Source organism: Flavobacterium ardleyense, assembly GCF_042686085.1.
In the GTDB taxonomy this organism is placed as follows: Bacteria; Bacteroidota; Bacteroidia; order Flavobacteriales; family Flavobacteriaceae; genus Flavobacterium; species Flavobacterium ardleyense.
In genome coordinates this window covers 337,301-355,673 of the sequence record NZ_JBHUOL010000006.1, presented here as the reverse complement: position 1 = coordinate 355,673, position 18,373 = coordinate 337,301, and the positions used below count along the sequence as shown (strand labels likewise).

Annotated in this window: 11 protein-coding genes; 8 read left to right on the top strand and 3 right to left on the bottom strand. The window is 34.7% G+C overall.

Features of this window, described 5'->3' with window-relative positions; translation table 11 throughout:
- Positions 1-145: 145 nt before the first annotated feature.
- The 6 genes from ACFSX9_RS03275 to ACFSX9_RS03250 all read left to right on the top strand — a co-directional run bounded on the left by ACFSX9_RS03275 (position 146) and on the right by ACFSX9_RS03250 (position 3,543).
- A complete protein-coding gene (locus ACFSX9_RS03275; RefSeq protein ID WP_379804347.1) occupies positions 146-499 on the top strand; it encodes a DUF488 domain-containing protein in 354 nt (117 codons plus the stop codon).
- On the top strand, positions 496-813 hold the full coding sequence (locus ACFSX9_RS03270; RefSeq protein ID WP_379804344.1) for a phosphoribosylpyrophosphate synthetase: 318 nt from the start codon (positions 496-498) through the stop codon (positions 811-813). Before ACFSX9_RS03275 ends, ACFSX9_RS03270 begins: the two co-directional genes overlap by 4 nt.
- Positions 814-830: 17 nt before the next feature.
- Entirely contained in the window at positions 831-1,319 is a 489-nt protein-coding gene (locus ACFSX9_RS03265; RefSeq protein ID WP_379804341.1) for a hemerythrin domain-containing protein, read from the top strand.
- 184 nt (positions 1,320-1,503) lie between these two features.
- Entirely contained in the window at positions 1,504-2,253 is a 750-nt protein-coding gene (locus ACFSX9_RS03260; protein WP_379804338.1) for an ion transporter, read from the top strand.
- Positions 2,254-2,262: 9 nt separating this feature from the next.
- Positions 2,263-2,808 carry a GNAT family N-acetyltransferase gene (locus ACFSX9_RS03255; RefSeq protein WP_379804336.1) on the top strand — a complete coding sequence of 182 codons (546 nt, stop codon included), beginning with the start codon at positions 2,263-2,265 and terminating at the stop codon, positions 2,806-2,808.
- Positions 2,809-2,823: 15 nt separating this feature from the next.
- Positions 2,824-3,543: a YoaK family protein gene (locus ACFSX9_RS03250; RefSeq protein ID WP_379804334.1), complete on the top strand. Its 720-nt coding sequence runs from the start codon at positions 2,824-2,826 to the stop codon at positions 3,541-3,543.
- Positions 3,544-3,576: 33 nt separating this feature from the next.
- On the opposite strand, the gene ACFSX9_RS03245 is transcribed toward ACFSX9_RS03250, so the two are convergent.
- From ACFSX9_RS03245 to ACFSX9_RS03235, 3 genes are read right to left on the bottom strand one after another with little or no spacing between them, the layout of a single operon-like run.
- On the bottom strand, positions 3,577-4,467 hold the full coding sequence (locus tag ACFSX9_RS03245) for a Ppx/GppA phosphatase family protein (protein WP_379804332.1): 891 nt from the start codon (positions 4,465-4,467) through the stop codon (positions 3,577-3,579).
- A gap of 15 nt (positions 4,468-4,482) precedes the next feature.
- Positions 4,483-6,570, bottom strand: a complete 2,088-nt coding sequence (ppk1, locus tag ACFSX9_RS03240; RefSeq protein WP_379804329.1) for a polyphosphate kinase 1 — start codon at positions 6,568-6,570, stop codon at positions 4,483-4,485.
- Positions 6,563-7,054, bottom strand: a complete 492-nt coding sequence (locus tag ACFSX9_RS03235; protein WP_379804327.1) for a SixA phosphatase family protein — start codon at positions 7,052-7,054, stop codon at positions 6,563-6,565. Before ACFSX9_RS03235 ends, ppk1 begins: the two co-directional genes overlap by 8 nt.
- A gap of 320 nt (positions 7,055-7,374) precedes the next feature.
- Between ACFSX9_RS03235 and ACFSX9_RS03230 the strand changes: the two genes are divergently transcribed.
- Both ACFSX9_RS03230 and ACFSX9_RS03225 read left to right on the top strand, forming a co-directional pair.
- Positions 7,375-7,863: a hypothetical protein gene (locus tag ACFSX9_RS03230; RefSeq protein ID WP_379804324.1), complete on the top strand. Its 489-nt coding sequence runs from the start codon at positions 7,375-7,377 to the stop codon at positions 7,861-7,863.
- Positions 7,864-7,875: 12 nt separating this feature from the next.
- Entirely contained in the window at positions 7,876-18,372 is a 10,497-nt protein-coding gene (locus ACFSX9_RS03225; RefSeq protein WP_379804321.1) for an HYR-like domain-containing protein, read from the top strand.
- Position 18,373: the final 1 nt, after the last annotated feature.

Here is an 18,373-nt window from a genome sequence, read left to right as displayed (position 1 = left end):
TTAACTCGGCATTTCACGTCAAAAACCAATCCAAACCAAACTATTTTCGGTATCTTTGTGTAGGCTTCGTATCAAAAAACTGATGATAATGAACTTCAAAATCTTTTATTTGGTACTAAAAAGTCACTAAACTAAAACGGTTAGTATGGAACCTATTGTTATCAAAAGAATTTACGAAGACGCATCCGAAAATGATGGTTATCGGATTTTAGTAGATCGAATTTGGCCTCGTGGCGTTTCAAAAGAAGAAGCAAAATTAGATGAATGGGATAAAAACATTGCTCCTTCCACCGAACTTCGAAAATGGTTTGATCACAAAGAAGAACGGCTTCACGAATTTGAAATTCGGTATAAAGAAGAATTAGCGGACCAAAAAGAAGAGCTAAATCGATTATTAAAAATTGCTCAAACGCAGAAAGTAACGCTTTTGTATGGAGCAAAAGATCCTAAAATAAATCAAGCACTGGTTTTAAAAAATATATTAAATCAAATTGTATGAACAATCACCACTATGACACTGTAACAGAAGCAATGGCTGGACTTAAAGAAAGAGGCTATTTAACTGACTTCGAATTGTTGGTTGAAAAAGAATGTTTGGCCTGTCACAAAACTTCATCCTATCTTTCTCCTGAAGAATTTGAAATTGACGAAATTCACCGCTTTGAAGGCGATTCAGATCCTGGAGACGAAATGATTGTCTATGGAATTTCTTCAACAATTCACGGTATGAAAGGTATTGTTGTAAATGCATACGGACTCTATTCAGATCCTAATACCTATAAAATTGTCTCAAGATTAAAAAAACATATTTAAAAAAATAGAATTAAAAAATGGAAGTAAAGAAACCCTTAAAACGAAATCCTGCCATTGTCACTTTTTCAAAAGATCATCATTTTGCTTTGTTGCTGGTTTGGAAAATTAGAGAAGGTCTAAAAAAAGAAATTGAAACTTCAAGAATTAGCAATTATATAATTCACTTTTTCGATACAGATTTAATTTTTCATTTTGAAGAAGAAGAAACACTATTGTTTAGTAAATTACCTTCAGATAATTTATTAAGACTTCAGGCCGAAGAAGAACATAAATTAATTAAGTTAGAAATAGACGCTTTGCGAAATAATCCCGAAGACAAAGTCGGAATTGAAAACTTAGCAAACATTTTAGAAAAACACATTCGTTTTGAAGAACGTGAATTGTTTAATTATTTACAAGAAATTTTTACGGAAGACGAATTAGCGGCAGTCGCAGAAGCTATGGAAGCTAGAACTCGCGATCACGAAATTATCTGGAAAGATGAATTTTGGATCGTTACTAAATAATAAAACTAGAGGATTTAAAGTCCTCTTTTTTTATGCCTAAAATTTATTTAATAAAGCACTCAATTCTATTTTTATCCTTTAAAACGAGGCGTAAACTAACTATTTTTAATATATTTGTTAAAGCTTTTATATAAAATCCCCCTAAAAAGCGCCGCTTAAAATTGCGCTAATTCAAAAAATACTGATGACAAAATTAAAACTGCGATCCATAATTGACGACACAACAACTCGTGAAGGAAGATTTTTTGACTATTGCATTCAACTGTTAATTTTCATTTCCTTAGTCGCTTTTTCAATTGAAACATTACCAGACAATTCTGCTCAAACAAAGCAAATTTTAAGTGTAATTGAATCAATTTGTATTATAATTTTTAGCATTGAATATTTGTTGCGAATTTATGTAGCGGAAAAACCTTTAAAATATATCTTTAGCTTTTACGGTGTAATTGATATTATATCTATTTTGCCATTTTATCTTCATGTTGCTTTCGATTTAAAAGCCTTAAGAGCTTTCCGAATTTTCCGAATTTTCAGAGCCTTTAAATTAGTGCGTTACAACAAAGCATTGAAACGGTTTGGAATTGCGTTTAACATAATTAAAGAAGAATTAGTTTTGTTTTTTATGGTGACTTTAATATTGGTATTTCTTACGGCATCCGGAATTTATTTCTTTGAAAATGAAGCCCAACCCAAAGTTTTTAGCTCGTTGTTTCATAGTTTATGGTGGGCAATTGTTACACTAACAACCGTTGGGTATGGCGATGTTTATCCCATTACTTTAGGCGGAAGAATATTCACATTTTTTGTCTTAATTATTGGAATCGGTATCGTAACTATTCCGGCAGGATTAGTTGCAACAGCTTTGACGAAAGCAAGAACAATTGAAGAAGAAAACGACGTAAAAGAAGAAGAAGAAAAAAACAAATCACTTTAAATAAATCCTATGAATTTCAGCATTCAACCTGTTTTAGAGCATGAAAATGTAATTCTTTATCCGTTACAAAAAGACGATTTTGAAGCGGTGCACTTAGCGGCTTCCAATCCAGAAATTTGGGAACAACATCCTAATAAAAACCGTTGGCAAAAAGAGGTTTTCAAAAATTTCTTCGAAGGAGCAATTCAAAGTAATGGTGCTTTTAAAGTAGTCGACAAAACCAGCAATAAAGTAATCGGAAGTACTCGGTTTTATGATTACAATGAAGCTGAAAACAGCATTTTAATTGGATATACTTTTTACGATAAAGCATATTGGGGAAAAGGAGTTAATCATGCAGTTAAAAGTATGATGTTAGATTATATTTTTCAATTTGTTGCTAGTGTAGATTTTCATATTGGTGCCGAAAACATACGCTCTCAAGTATCAATTAATCGCTTAGGCGTTACGAAAATTGGTGAACTCGAAGTTACTTATTTTGGTGAAGAACCGAAGATGAATTTCGTATATCGCTTAAGTAATGAGGATTGGTTAGCTTTTCAAGCGAAAAACTAAAATGCAACAACAATAATGTTTAGACATCAAGGCAAGACAAGAACTTTAAGTCACAATAAAAAGATTGCTTCTTTGCTTTCCTTCGTCGCGGGAATTGTAAACGTAGCCGGATTTTTATCGGTGCAAAGACTTACTACAAATGTAACAGGTCATTTTGCTTTTTTTGTTGATGAAGTGTTTAAACTAAATTTTTCAGAAAGTTTTATTTACTTTTTATATATTCTATTCTTCTTTTTAGGTTCTTTCGTTTCGAGTTTATTTATTGAAATTATTTCAAAGAAAAATGATCGTTATATTTATGTAATTCCTACTTTAATCGAAAGTCTAATTTTATTTGCAGTCGCTATTTTCGTACAAAATAATATTGCTACTCATTATAATATAATTGCTTTTACACTTCTTTTTGCAATGGGATTACAAAACTCTTTAGTAACCCGAATTTCTGGAGCAATTGTAAGAACCACTCACTTAACTGGGCTTTTCACGGATTTGGGAATCGAATTATCTCAATTGTTTTTCTATAAAACGAAAGAACAAAACGAAAAATTGACTTCAACGATCAGACTTCGATTGCGAATCATTTTATTTTTCTTTATTGGTGGTGTTTTAGGTGGAATTTTCTATTCGTATTGGTCACTTTATGTGTTGTTTATTCCGGCTACTGTTTTATTGATTGGGTTGTATTATGACACCATTAAATTCCAATTGTTAAGTTGGAAAAGAAAACATATTTAAAAGAAAAAAGCCGCTTTCGCGACTTATTATTTCTTACATTTTTCCGTAATACATAGCTTTCACTATTCCATCAGACAATCCGATTTTTGGCACATAAATTTGTCGTGCACCACTCCATTTCATCGCATTTAAGTAAATTCTTGTTGCTGGAATAATTACATCGGCACGATCAGGATTAAGTCCTAAATTTGCGATTCTTTCATCATACGTCATGCTATTCAATTTTTGGTATTGCGCTTGCACGTACATATATGACAACGGTTTTTCCTGATTTTTTCCTGATAATTTGAATAATTTGTTGATGTTTCCACCCGTTCCAATCAAATTTATATCTTCAAAAGGTTCACATACTGCTTTTATCCATTTTTCAATTTCCTGCCAAACAATTTCGGAAACCATATTATTCAACAAACGCACCGTTCCATTTTTAAATGATTTCGAAGCTATAATTACGCCTTTGTTGAACAATGAAAATTCGGTACTTCCACCACCCACATCAACATATAAATAGGTTTTGTCTGTATTTATAAAATGATTTAAATCAGATGCCGCAACAATAGCAGCCTCTTTCTTCCCTTCTATAATTTCTATTTTTATATCTGCTTTTTTCTTAATCAGATCAGCAATTTCTTTACCATTATAGGCTTCACGCATGGCAGAAGTGGCGCAAGCATGATACTTTTCAACCTTATGAACTTTCATCAATAATTTAAAAGCTTTCATGGCATCAATCATTCGTTCGATGTTTTCTTCCGAGATTTCTCCCACCGTAAAAGCATCTTGTCCCAAACGAATAGGCACACGAACTAAAGCACATTTATTGAATTGAGGTGCACAATTTTTTTGCTCTACAATATTCGTTACTAATAACCTCATGGCATTCGAACCGATATCAATAGCTGCGTATTTTTTTATAGTAATCATCTTATAAATATAGGGTTATTGTACTGTTTCAGCAATTACATCTAACCTGTTTTGGTAATAATTATACATTTCTAATTGTGCTCTAAAGGGCTTTTCGTCACCACATGTTCGGTACACATTTTTTAAATCGTCTGAATGAATTCTGGCTTTTACATTCGCTTTCCAACCAATATCAAATGTTTCTATCAGTTCTTGTCTAATATCAGCATCATATATAGGACAAGTAACTTCGACTCTAGCGTCTAAATTACGTGTCATAAAATCGGCAGAAGAAATATAAACTTCCGGATTTCCATTATTTCCAAAAATATAAATTCGAGAATGTTCTAAATAGTGATCCACAATACTAATAGCTTCAATGTTTTCACTCAAACCTTTAACCCCTGGGATCAAACAACAAATTCCTCTAATAATCAATTGAACTTTCACTCCTGCTCTGCTGGCATCGTATAATTTATCTGTCATTTTAAAATCAGATATACTATTCATTTTCAACTTTATATAAGCTTCTTTTCCTGAAAGTGCATTTAAAATTTCACGATCTATTAATTTATTGAATCGACTTCTTGTATAATGTGGCGATACGATTAAATGTTTGTAACGATGCACGCGATAATTAACATCGAAGAATTCAAAAATCTTTGCTGTATCTTTTAAAATTTCAGTATTACTAGTAAATAGCGTTACATCAGTATAAACTTTTGCAGAATTTTCATTGAAGTTTCCTGTTGAAATAACACCATATCGTTTTACTCTTCCTTCTTCAAGACGCTCTATTACACAAATTTTGCTGTGTACTTTCAGACCTTTAACACCAAAAATCAATTCGATGCCTTCCGTTTGCATTTGTTCCGAATAGTAAATATTACTTTCTTCATCAAAACGAGCTTGCAACTCAATTTGAACGGTTACTTTTTTACCGTTTTTGGCGGCATTTATAAGTGAACTAACAATTTGAGAATTTTTTGCTAAACGGTATAAAGTAATTTTTATTGAAACTACTTTTGGGTCCAACGCGGCTTCACGAAGAAACTTAATTACGTAAGAAAAAGACTGATAAGGTGTATATAATAAGTAATCTTTCTTTTTAATTTTTTCTAAAATACTACCTTCTAGCGACAAACCAGGAATTGGCAGTGGTAAATTTTCCCTATATAATAAGTCGTATCGTCCTAAATTTGGGAAATTCATATAATCTCTACGGTTGTGATATCTGCCGCCTGGAATAATACTATCTGAACTATCGATTCCCATTCCGGTTAAGAAAAAGTCCAATGTATCTGCGCTAATTGCTTGGTCGTAAACAAAACGCACGGGTTCTCCCACTCTTCTATCCTTTACGGATGAAGATATTTTTTCGATGAAACTTTTACTCAAGTCACTATCAAATTCCAACTGTGCATCTCGCGTAATTTTAATCATGTGTGCCGAGATGCTTTGGTAATCAAAAATATTGAAAATATTATTCAAGTTATAGCGAATAACATCATCTAAAAGAATAATATATTGTTTTTCAGAATTAGAAGGTAGCACTACAAAGCGATTAATGGTATTTGGAATTTCAACAACGGCATAGCGAATCTGTTCAGTATCTTCAGTTGAATTCATTACTAGTTTTATCGCCAAATAGCCCGAAGTATCCTTTAAAAGTGGGAATTCTTCCAAATCATTTAACATAATAGTAACTACGGCTGGACTGACTTTTTGAATGAAATAATCGTGAATAAACTGCTCTTGCTCTTTTGAAATATCTTTTTCTGTAATGATATAAATATTTTCATTTTCGAGTTTATGCTCGATTTCGCTTAAAATTCGTAAACTTTCGGATTGTTGTTCAATTACAATTTCGGTGATTTCTTTCAATAGCTTTTCTGCTGGAACCCCGAGAATTTTCTCAGTTTCTGTACTTTCTAAAGATAATCTTCTGATTGCTGCGTAACGAACTCTAAAAAATTCATCTAAGTTGTTAGAAAATATACCTAAAAAACGAAATCGATCCAATAATGGAACGTTTTGGTCATTCGCTTCTTGTAAAACTCTTGCGTTAAAAGTCAACCAGCTTTTTTCTCTATCGATATATGAATTATGATTGGAATTATTCATGTTTAAAATGGCTTGGAAATAAGGTATTTATTGTTTTCCCCTTTGCTATACTTTCCCAATCTTCGCAATCAAATTGCAGATGAACTAATCCCGAAGTGGGTACATTTTCTATATAAAGGTCCCCAAATTTATTAACAAAATTTGTAATAGCTTCATTATGTCCAAAAAGAATTAGATTATTATGTTCATTTTTACATTTTTTTATGATTTGAAGCAATTTTTGATCACAAAAGGTATATAATTCGTCTGAAAAATTAATTACTTCAATGGGAACAGATAAATATTGTGAAAAAATATAAGCTGTTTCTTTTGTGCGTTTGGCATTACTACTCCAAACTATGTACGATTTAGGAACAATATTCACTGATTGCAAAGCAATTAAATGAGCATTCTTCACTCCTCTCGAAGAAATAGAACGATCTACGTCTTGAACAGGTACATCCCAACTTGACTTTGCATGTCTAATTAAAATTAAATTTTTCATATTTTCCTATTTAAAAAATTAAATTAATCATTTTTTTTGAATTGGCAAACACAATAATTCGGAATTTTTAAGGAGTTAATAGATTATTTCGACCACTTTATCGAATAAGACCTGCGTAATATTCACTCCTAAGAGATTTTATATAAATTAGCGCTATAATTTTAATAGGATTATTACATTTAATTAACAGATTTTAAAAATTAACCAAAAGATTGACAAACACTTATCGCCAAAAAAGGATTAACATCCCATCGACCCATCCCCAAAAAATCTACCCTATTACTTCTCCTCCTATTATCATTAATTTTTTAACTTTTATTATGAAAAATACAGCAAAACTAAAGTGTCATTTGACGCTTACACTATTTTTCTTTATAAGCTTTGGTGCTTGTAATGCACAGGAATTTTTTAATTATAACAATGTTGGATCAAATACACCCAGCCAGCTTATAAATAAAGGAAAGATCGATGCTATTTTAAATTCAGATAGCGTTAGTTTCACTACAAACAGTAGTGCAAGCAGAACAACTTCGGCAGCTCAAGTAAATGCAAGTGTCAATACACTTGAAATTAACTATTCGAACTTAAATGAAGTTAACGGAATGCAAAATCAGAATATAAAAAATTGTATTGTGAAAATTACAGCTCCGGTTTCTACTATTAATTTAAACGTCTTAAATCATTTTTCAAAATTAGAAGTTGTTCATGTAATAATTGAGACTCCTTTAATTACTGGAAACATTCGTGATTTAATCGTTATGACTAATTCTCTTGTTTTGATATCTTATCAAATAAGTATTCTTCAATAAAAATAGTATATTATGAATTTAAAAAATTACATTTTTAAAAATATGGCAGAACAAACAACACTACTATATGTGTTGCTTTTCTTGTCTTTTAGCTATTTTGGAGTTGCACAAGTTAGAGTTGGTTTTACACCAAGAAAACCAGCAGCAAATCCGTCACAGACAATTTACAATGTAAAAGGAGATTTTACATTAATTGGAAATACGAATTTAACACTAAACAGTTACGGTGTTAATACTCAAAATGGTAATAATAAGATGAATTATGTTGATGTTGATAGTGATAATACCACTTTTAATTCATCATCTGCAAATTTAACGTTTTCAACTGAAAACGGTGCTATTCCAAGTTGTTCTAAAGTTGTATTCGCAGGATTGTATTGGACAGGTAGAGCATCAAACTCTTCACCTAGCTCTGACACATTTACCGTTACAAAAAATGGAACTACTAAAACTTTAAATAAACGAAAAGTTCGACTAAAAGGTCCTACTGCAGGTTCATATACTGAAGTTACCGCTGGTACAAATGATATTTATTATCCTCAAAATAGTGATGATTATATGTACTCCGCATTTGCCGAAATTACTGATTACGTGCAAACAAACGGCGTAGGTAAATACACGGTTGCAGATATTGCACTTGTCGAAGGTAATGGTGGCGGTACAGGATATTATGGAGGTTGGGGAATCATAGTAGTTTATGAAAACTCAAAAATGAAATGGAGAGACATTACTATTTTTGACGGTCATGCTTTTGTAGCTGCAAGTACAGTAAGTCATCAAATTCCAATATCGGGCTTTAACGCAGTTCAAAGTGGCCAAGTAAATGTCAAATTAGGATTAATGGCAGGTGAAGGTGACAGAGGAATCACTGGTGATTATTTTGACATTCGCAGAGTCAATAATAGTTGGTTAGGCTTGGATCATGCTGGAAATTCAGTTGATAATTTTTTTAATTCTTCTATTCAGACTGGCGGAAATACTAGAAGTCCTAATTTGGTAAATAACACAGGACTAGATATTTCAATGTTCAATATTCCTAATCCAAACAACTCTGTAATTGCTAATAACCAGACATCGACGGCACTCCGTTATGGCTCTACCGGTGACACTTATGTCGTTTTTATGGCAGCTATGGCAGTTGATGCTTATATACCTGAAATTCAAGGAATAATGTCTTTAGAAACTATTGATGGTCTTCCGGCAACAGGAATTACAAGCGTTACTCCTGGTCAAGAACTTGAATATTCTATAAAAATAGTAAATCAAGGAACAGAGGCGGTCAACAATACAAAAATTAAGATTGATATTCCATATATGGCTACTTATGTAAATGGAAGTGCTGTTAAAACAATTAATTTCAGTCCATTACCTAGTCCAAATACGGTGTCTTTTAATCCTTCGATTGGTCCATCAGGTCTGTTAACTTGGGATGTTGGAACACTTCCTATTCCTGCAAATCCATCTACCATTCTCGGAGAATTAAGATATAAAATTAAGGTAACCGAAGATTGTTTTTTATTAACCAATCAAATTTGTACACCAAGCGCTACTTTGCAAGGTTTTATAAATGGAACTGGTTCAATTACCGGCGTATCGATTTCAAATCAACCTTTTATTCAAGGTTATGAAACATCTGGTACCTGTGTTGGAGAACCAATTACTAGACCACTAAAAATTGATGTAAATGCAATAAATTTCGTAAATCAAAATTGCCAGAATGAAAGTACAAACACTAGTTTTAACTTTTGTGGTTCAGCAAGTGGTATTCCTTTCAGCACTATAGTTGCAACTTATCCTAATGGTACTTTATTTTACGACTCTTATCCTGTAACTGCATCTTCAGTTCAGTATACTAGTGCTAATCCATTTCCTAGTAATGTTGTTGGTTCAACCACTTATTACGCAGTTCCCGCCGATCCAAATGGTTGTTATTTTAAATTTGTGATTAGTATAGATGATGTTCCAACAATTACAGGACCTTCTTCAGCGACATTTAATGGTTGTGGAACAAATGGTATAGCACCATTAGCTTTTAGCACTGCTCCTGTTACAATAACACTTCAAGATTTTATTACCGCTGGTGGAACTGTATCAAATAGTTTATTAAATTATACTATAACATATAAAGATGTTGCAACTGGTAGTTGTCCAACAATTGTGACTAGAAAATTTACAATTTCCACAACATGTATTAGTGTAAATTTCAATCAGACAATTACTATTAATGATATTATTGCTCCAGTATTTAACGAAATCGCTCCAGCACATGTAACTGTAGAATGTAATGCAGTGCCGGCAGCTGCAACATTAACAGCAACAGACAATTGTGATTCCAATATTGTAGTAACTTTTATTGAAGTAAAAAACTCTAGTGAGGGAGGTTCTTGTTCAAACAATTATAAATTAGTTAGAACTTGGACAGCTACTGATCTTTGTGGAAACACAACTTCAGTATCACAAACAATTACAGTTCAAGATAGGCAAGCGCCAACATTTACTTCAACTGCTCCGGCTGACGTAACAGTAGAATGTAATGCAGTTCCAACAGCTGCTACTCTACTTGCTACAGATAATTGTAGTGATGCAATTGTAACTTTTAACGAAGTGAAAACGGATGGTTCTTGTGCAAACAATTATAAATTAGTTAGAACTTGGACCGCAACTGATGTGTGTGGAAACACAACTTCAGTATCGCAATCAATTACAGTTCAAGATACGCAAGCGCCAACATTTACTTCAACTGCTCCAGCTGACGTAACAGTAGAATGTAATGCAGTTCCAACAGCTATTACTCTTTTAGCAACTGATACTTGTGATGCAAACGTGGTAGTAACTTTTAACGAAGTGAAAACAGATGGTTCTTGTGCAAACAACTACCAATTAGTTAGAACTTGGACAGCAACTGATCTTTGTGGAAATACAACTTCAGTATCACAAACAATAAATGTTCAACATACACAAGCGCCAACATTTACTTCAACTGCTCCAGCCAATGTAACAGTAGAATGTAATGCAGTTCCAACAGCTAGTACACTTTTAGCAACTGATACTTGTGATGCAAATGTGGTAGTAACTTTTAACGAAGTGAAAACAGATGGTTCTTGTGCAAACAATTACCAATTAGTTAGAACTTGGACAGCAACTGATCTTTGTGGAAACGCAACTTCAGTATCACAAACAATAAATGTTCAAGATACACAAGCGCCAACATTTACTTCAACTGCTCCGGCTAACGTAACAGTAGAATGTAATGCAGTTCCAACAGCTATTACACTTTTAGCAACTGATACTTGTGATGCAAACGTTGTAGTAACTTTTAACGAAGTGAAAACAGATGGTTCTTGTGCAAACAATTATAAATTAGTAAGAACTTGGACGGCAACTGATCTTTGTGGAAATACGACTTCAGTATCACAAACAATAAATGTTCAAGATACACAAGCGCCAACATTTACTTCAACTGCTCCAGCCAATGTAACAGTAGAATGTAATGCAGTTCCAACAGCTATTACACTTTTAGCAACTGATACTTGTGATGCAAATGTGGTAGTAACTTTTAACGAAGTGAAAACAGATGGTTCTTGTGCAAACAATTACCAATTAGTTAGAACTTGGACGGCTACTGATCTTTGTGGAAACACGAATTCAGTATCACAAACAATTACAGTTCAAGATACGCAAGCACCAACATTTACTTCAACTGCTCCGGCTAACGTAACAGTAGAATGTAATGCAGTTCCAACAGCTATTACACTTTTAGCAACTGATACTTGTGATGCAAACGTTGTAGTAACTTTTAACGAAGTGAAAACAGATGGTTCTTGTGCAAACAATTACCAATTAGTTAGAACTTGGACAGCAACTGATGTTTGTGGAAACACGACTTCAGTATCACAAACAATTACAGTTCAAGATACACAAGCGCCAACATTTACTTCAACTGCTCCAGCCAATGTAACAGTAGAATGTAATGCAGTTCCAACAGCTATTACTCTTTTAGCAACTGATACTTGTGATGCAAATGTGGTAGTAACTTTTAACGAAGTAAAAACAGATGGTTCTTGTGCAAACAATTACCAATTAGTTAGAACTTGGACAGCGACTGATGTGTGTGGAAACACAACTTCAGTATCACAAACAATAAATGTTCAAGATACGCAAGCGCCAATATTTACTTCAACTGCTCCGGCTAACGTAACAGTAGAATGTAATGCGGTTCCGACAGTTACTACTCTACTTGCTACAGATAATTGTAGTGATGCAATTGTAACTTTTAACGAAGTAAAAACGGATGGTTCTTGTGCAAACAATTATAAATTAGTTAGAACTTGGACGGCAACTGATCTTTGTGGAAACACGACTTCAGTATCACAAACAATTACAGTTCAAGATACGCAAGCGCCAATATTTACTACGACTGCTCCGGCTGACGTAACAGTAGAATGTAATGCAGTTCCAACAGCTATTACACTTTTAGCAACTGATACTTGTGATGCAAACGTGGTAGTAGCTTTTAACGAAGTAAAAACGGATGGTTCTTGCGCAAACAATTATAAATTAGTTAGAACTTGGACAGCTACTGATGTTTGTGGAAACACGACTTCAGTATCACAAACAATAACGGTTCAAGACACGCAAGCGCCAACATTTACTTCAACTGCTCCGGCTGACGTAACAGTAGAATGTAATGCAGTTCCAACAGCTATTACTCTTTTAGCAACTGATACTTGTGATTCAAACGTGGTAGTAACTTTTAACGAAGTAAAAACAGATGGTTCTTGTGCAAACAATTACCAATTAGTTAGAACTTGGAAAGCTACTGATGCTTGTGGAAACACGACTTCGGTATCACAAACAATTACAGTTCAAGATACGCAAGCGCCAATATTTACTACGACTGCTCCGGCTGACGTAACAGTAGAATGTAATTCAGTTCCAACAGCTATTACACTTTTAGCAACTGATACTTGTGATGCAAACGTGGTAGTAACTTTTAACGAAGTAAAAACGGATGGTTCTTGTGCAAACAATTACCAATTAGCTAGAACGTGGACAGCGACTGATCTTTGTGGAAACACGACTTCAGTATCACAAACTATAACAGTTCAAGATACGCAAGCGCCAACATTTACTTCAACTGCGCCGGCTGACGTAACAGTAGAATGTAATGCAGTTCCAACAGCTATTAAACTTTTAGCAACTGATACTTGTGATGCAAATGTGGTAGTAACTTTTAACGAAGTGAAAACAGACGGTTCTTGTGCAAACAATTATCAATTAGTTAGAACTTGGACAGCAACGGATGTATGTGGAAACACGACTTCAGTATCACAAACAATTACAGTTCAAGATACGCAAGCGCCAATATTTACTACGACTGCTCCGGCTGACGTAACAGTAGAATGTAATGCAGTTCCAGTAGCAGTTACACTTTTAGCAACTGACACCTGTGATGCAAATGTGGTAGTAACTTTTAACGAAGTGAAAACGGATGGTTCTTGTGCAAACAATTACCAATTAGTTAGAACTTGGACAGCAACTGATGTGTGTGGAAACACGACTTCAGTATCACAAACAAGAACAGTTCAAGATACGCAAGCGCCAACATTTACTTCAACTGCTCCGGCTGACGTAACAGTAGAATGTAATGCAGTTCCAACAGCTATTAAACTTTTAGCAACTGATACTTGTGATGCAAATGTGGTAGTAACTTTTAACGAAGTGAAAACAGATGGTTCTTGTGCAAACAACTATAAATTAGTTAGAACTTGGACAGCTACCGATGCTTGTGGAAACACGACTTCAGTATCACAAACAATAAATGTTCAAGATACGCAAGCGCCAATATTTACTTCAACTGCTCCGGCTGACTTAACAGTAGAATGTAATGCCGTTCCAACAGCTATTACTCTTTTAGCAACTGATACTTGTGATGCAAATGCTGTAGTAACTTTTAACGAAGTGAAAACGGATGGTTCTTGTGTAAACAATTACCAATTAGTTAGAACTTGGACAGCTACCGATGCTTGTGGAAACAAGACTTCAGTATCACAAACGATAACAGTTCAAGATACGCAAACGCCAATATTTACTACGACTGTGCCAGCTAACGTAACAGTAGAATGTAATGCGGTTCCAACAGCTATTACACTTTTAGCAACTGACACTTGTGATGCAAACGCGGTAGTAACTTTTAACGAAGTGAAAATAGATGGTTCTTGTACAAACAACTACCAATTAGTTAGAACTTGGACAGCAACGGATGTATGTGGAAACACAACTTCAGTATCGCAAACAATAAATGTTCAAGATACGCAAGCGCCAACATTTACTTCAACTGCTCCAGCTGACGTAACAGTAGAATGTAATGCAGTTCCAGCAGTTATTACACTTTTAGCAACGGATACTTGTGATGCAAACGTGGTAGTAACTTTTAACGAAGTGAAAACAGACGGTTCTTGTGCAAACAATTATAAATTAGTTAGAACTTGGACGGCGACTGATGTTTGTGGAAACACGACTTCAGTATCACAAACGATAACAGTTCAAGATACGCAAGCGCCAATATTTACTACGACTGTGCCAGCTAATGTAACAGTAGAATGTAATGCAGTTCCAACAGCTATTACTCTTTTAGCAACTGATACTTGTGATGCGAATGTTGTAGTAACTTTTAACGAAGTGAAAACGGATGGTTCTTGTGCAAACAACTACCAATTAGTTAGAACTTGGACAGCTACTGATGTGTGTGGAAACACGACTTCAGTATCACAAACAATAACAATTCAAGATACTCAAGCGCCAACATTTACTTCAACTGCTCCGGCTGACGTAACAGTAGAATGTAAAGCAGTTCCGACAGTTGCTACTCTACTTGCTACAGATAATTGTAGTGATGCAATTGTAACTTTTAACGAAGTGAAAACGGATGGTTCTTGTGCAAACAATTACCAATTAGTTAGAACTTGGACGGCGACTGATCTTTGTGGAAACAGGACTTCAGTATCACAAACAATAAATGTTCAAGATACGCAAGCGCCAACATTTACTTCAACTGCTCCAGCTGACGTAACAGTAGAATGTAATGCGGTTCCAACAGCAGTTACACTTTTAGCAACTGACACCTGTGATGCAAACGTGGTAGTAACTTTTAACGAAGTGAAAACAGACGGTTCTTGTGCAAACAATTACCAATTAGTTAGAACTTGGACAGCAACTGATGTTTGTGGAAACACGACTTCAGTATTACAAACAATAAATGTTCAAGATACGCAAGCGCCAACATTTACTTCAACTGCTCCGGCTGACGTAACAGTAGAATGTAATGCGGTTCCAACAGCAGTTACACTTTTAGCAACTGATACTTGTGATGCAAATGTGGTAGTAACTTTTAACGAAGTAAAAACAGACGGTTCTTGTGCAAACAACTACCAATTAGTTAGAACTTGGACAGCTACTGATGTTTGTGGAAACACGACTTCAATATCACAAACAATAAATGTTCAAGACACGCAAGCGCCAACGTTTACTACTACAGCTCCGGCTGACGTAACAGTAGAATGTAATGCAGTTCCAACAGCTATTACACTTTTAGCAACTGATACTTGTGATGCAAACGTGGTAGTAAGTTTTAACGAAGTAAAAACGGATGGTTCTTGTGCAAACAACTACCAATTAGTTAGAACTTGGACAGCAACGGATGTTTGTGGAAACACGACTTCAGTATCGCAAACAATTTCAGTTCAAGATACGCAAGCGCCAATATTTACTTCAACTGCTCCGACTGACCTAACAGTAGAATGTAATGCCGTTCCAACAGCAGTTACACTTTTAGCAACTGATACTTGTGATGCAAATGTTGTAGTGACTTTTAACGAAGTGAAAACAGATGGTTCTTGTGCAAACAGCTACCAATTAGTTAGAACTTGGACTGCGACTGATCTTTGTGGAAACACGACTTCAGTATCACAAACAATAACAGTTCAAGATACGCAAGCACCAACATTTACTTCTACTGCTCCGGCTGACGTAACAGTAGAATGTAAAGCAGTTCCGACAGTTGCTTCTCTACTTGCTACAGATAATTGTAGTGATGCAATTGTAACTTTTAACGAAGTGAAAACAGACGGTTCTTGTGCAAACAACTACCAATTAGTTAGAACTTGGACAGCTACTGATGTTTGTGGAAACACGACTTCAGTATCACAAACAATAAATGTTCAAGATACGCAAGCGCCAACATTTACTTCAACTGCTCCGGCTGACGTAACAGTAGAATGTAATGCAGTTCCAACAGCTATTACTCTTTTAGCAATTGATACTTGTGATGCAAACGTGGTAGTAACTTTTAACGAAGTGAAAACAGACGGTTCTTGTGCAAACAATTACCAATTAGTTAGAACTTGGACGGCAACGGATGTGTGTGGAAACACGACTTCAGTATCACAAACAATAAATGCTCAAGATACGAAAGCGCCAACATTTACTTCAACTGCTCCGGCTGACGTAACGGTAGAATGTAATTCAGTGCCAACAGCTATTACTCTTTTAGCAACTGATACTTGTGATGCAAACGTGGTAGTAACTTTTAACGAAGTGAAAACAAATGGTTCTTGTGCAAACAACTACCAATTAGTTAGAACTTGGACAGCTACTGATGTTTGTGGAAACACGACTTCAATATCACAAACAATAAATGTTCAAGACACGCAAGCGCCAACGTTTACTACTACAGCTCCGGCTGACGTAACGGTAGAATGTAATTCAGTTCCAACAGCAGTTACACTTTTAGCAACTGATACTTGTGATGCAAACGTGGTAGTAAGTTTTAACGAAGTAAAAACGGATGGTTCTTGTGCAAACAACTACCAATTAGTTAGAACTTGGACAGCAACGGATGTTTGTGGAAACACGACTTCAGTATCGCAAACAATTTCAGTTCAAGATACGCAAGCGCCAATATTTACTTCAACTGCTCCGGCTGACGTAACAGTAGAATGTAATGCAGTTCCAACAGCTATTACTCTTTTAGCAATTGATACTTGTGATGCAACTGTGGTAGTAACTTTTAACGAAGTGAAAACAGATGGTTCTTGTGCAAACAATTATAAATTAGTAAGAACTTGGACGGCAACTGATGTGTGTGGAAACACGACTTCAATATCACAAACAATAAATGTTCAAGATACGCAAGCGCCAATAATAACAGTACAAGCTGCAGATGCTTTAGTTGAGTGCGATGGACAAGGAAATACCGAAGCTTTAAACGCATGGTTAGCTTCTAATGCGGGTGCAATTGCCAATGACATTTGCTCTTCAGTAACATGGAGTAATAACTTTAATACAGTAACAGATACTTGTGGCGCAACGGGAACTGCAGCTGTAACATTTACAGCAACTGATGATTGTGGAAATACTTCTACTTCTGACGCGACATTTACAATTATTGATACAACAGCACCAGTTTTTTCAAGTGATTTACCTGCAAACGTAAGTGTATCTTGTGATAATCTTCCGACAGTACAAACAGTAACAGCAATTGATAATTGTGATACTAATGTGCTTGTTACACTAGTTGAGACCTTAGATTATGAAGGATCTAATTGTGCTGGTTCTTACAACATTATAAGAACATGGACTGCAACTGACGCTTGTAACAATAATGTAAGTCACACTCAAGTTATCACTGTTTCAGATACTACACCTCCTACAATTCTAACACCATTAGAAGCTGTAATTGATGTAATCTGTTCGGAAATTCCACCAGTTCCAACACCCGAGTTTACAGATAATTGTTCAGGAATATTAGACGTAGTTTACACAGAAACCGTTACTACAATTTCTATATACGATTATACAATAACACACCAGTGGCTTGTATCTGATAATTGTGGAAATGAAGCTACTTTTTCTCAAGTATTGAATGTTATTATAGACAAGCCGTTTGATTCAATTAATTACGCTATTTGTACTGAGGACGAAGCTTTAGATTTATTCTCAGTAATAGGTGCTTCGGTTCCTACAAATGGAGTTTGGACGGAGACGACAAGTTCAGGAGGTTTAACGGGAAGTATATTTAATCCTTTAAATGTATCACTAGGATACTACACCTTTCAATATGTTGTTACTCAAGAAAATAACGACTGTCCGATGATATTCGAAATTTATCTAAATGTAAATGATGATTGTGTGGTATTAGCAGCTTGTGATATTACTGTTTATAATGCAGTTTCTCCTAATGATGATGGATCAAATGACCTGTTCTTTATTGATGGATTAGAATGTTATCCAAAAAACAATGTGGAGATCTATAACAGATGGGGAGTACTTGTTTATGATCAAAGTGGTTATGATAATCTCACGAAATCATTTAAAGGAAAATCAGAAGGTAGAAGTACTTTTAACAAAAACGAACTTTTACCAGACGGAACCTATTTCTACATCTTGAAATATACAGATGCAGAAAATAACAATCATAATAAATCTGGGTACCTGTACCTTAATCGTTAAT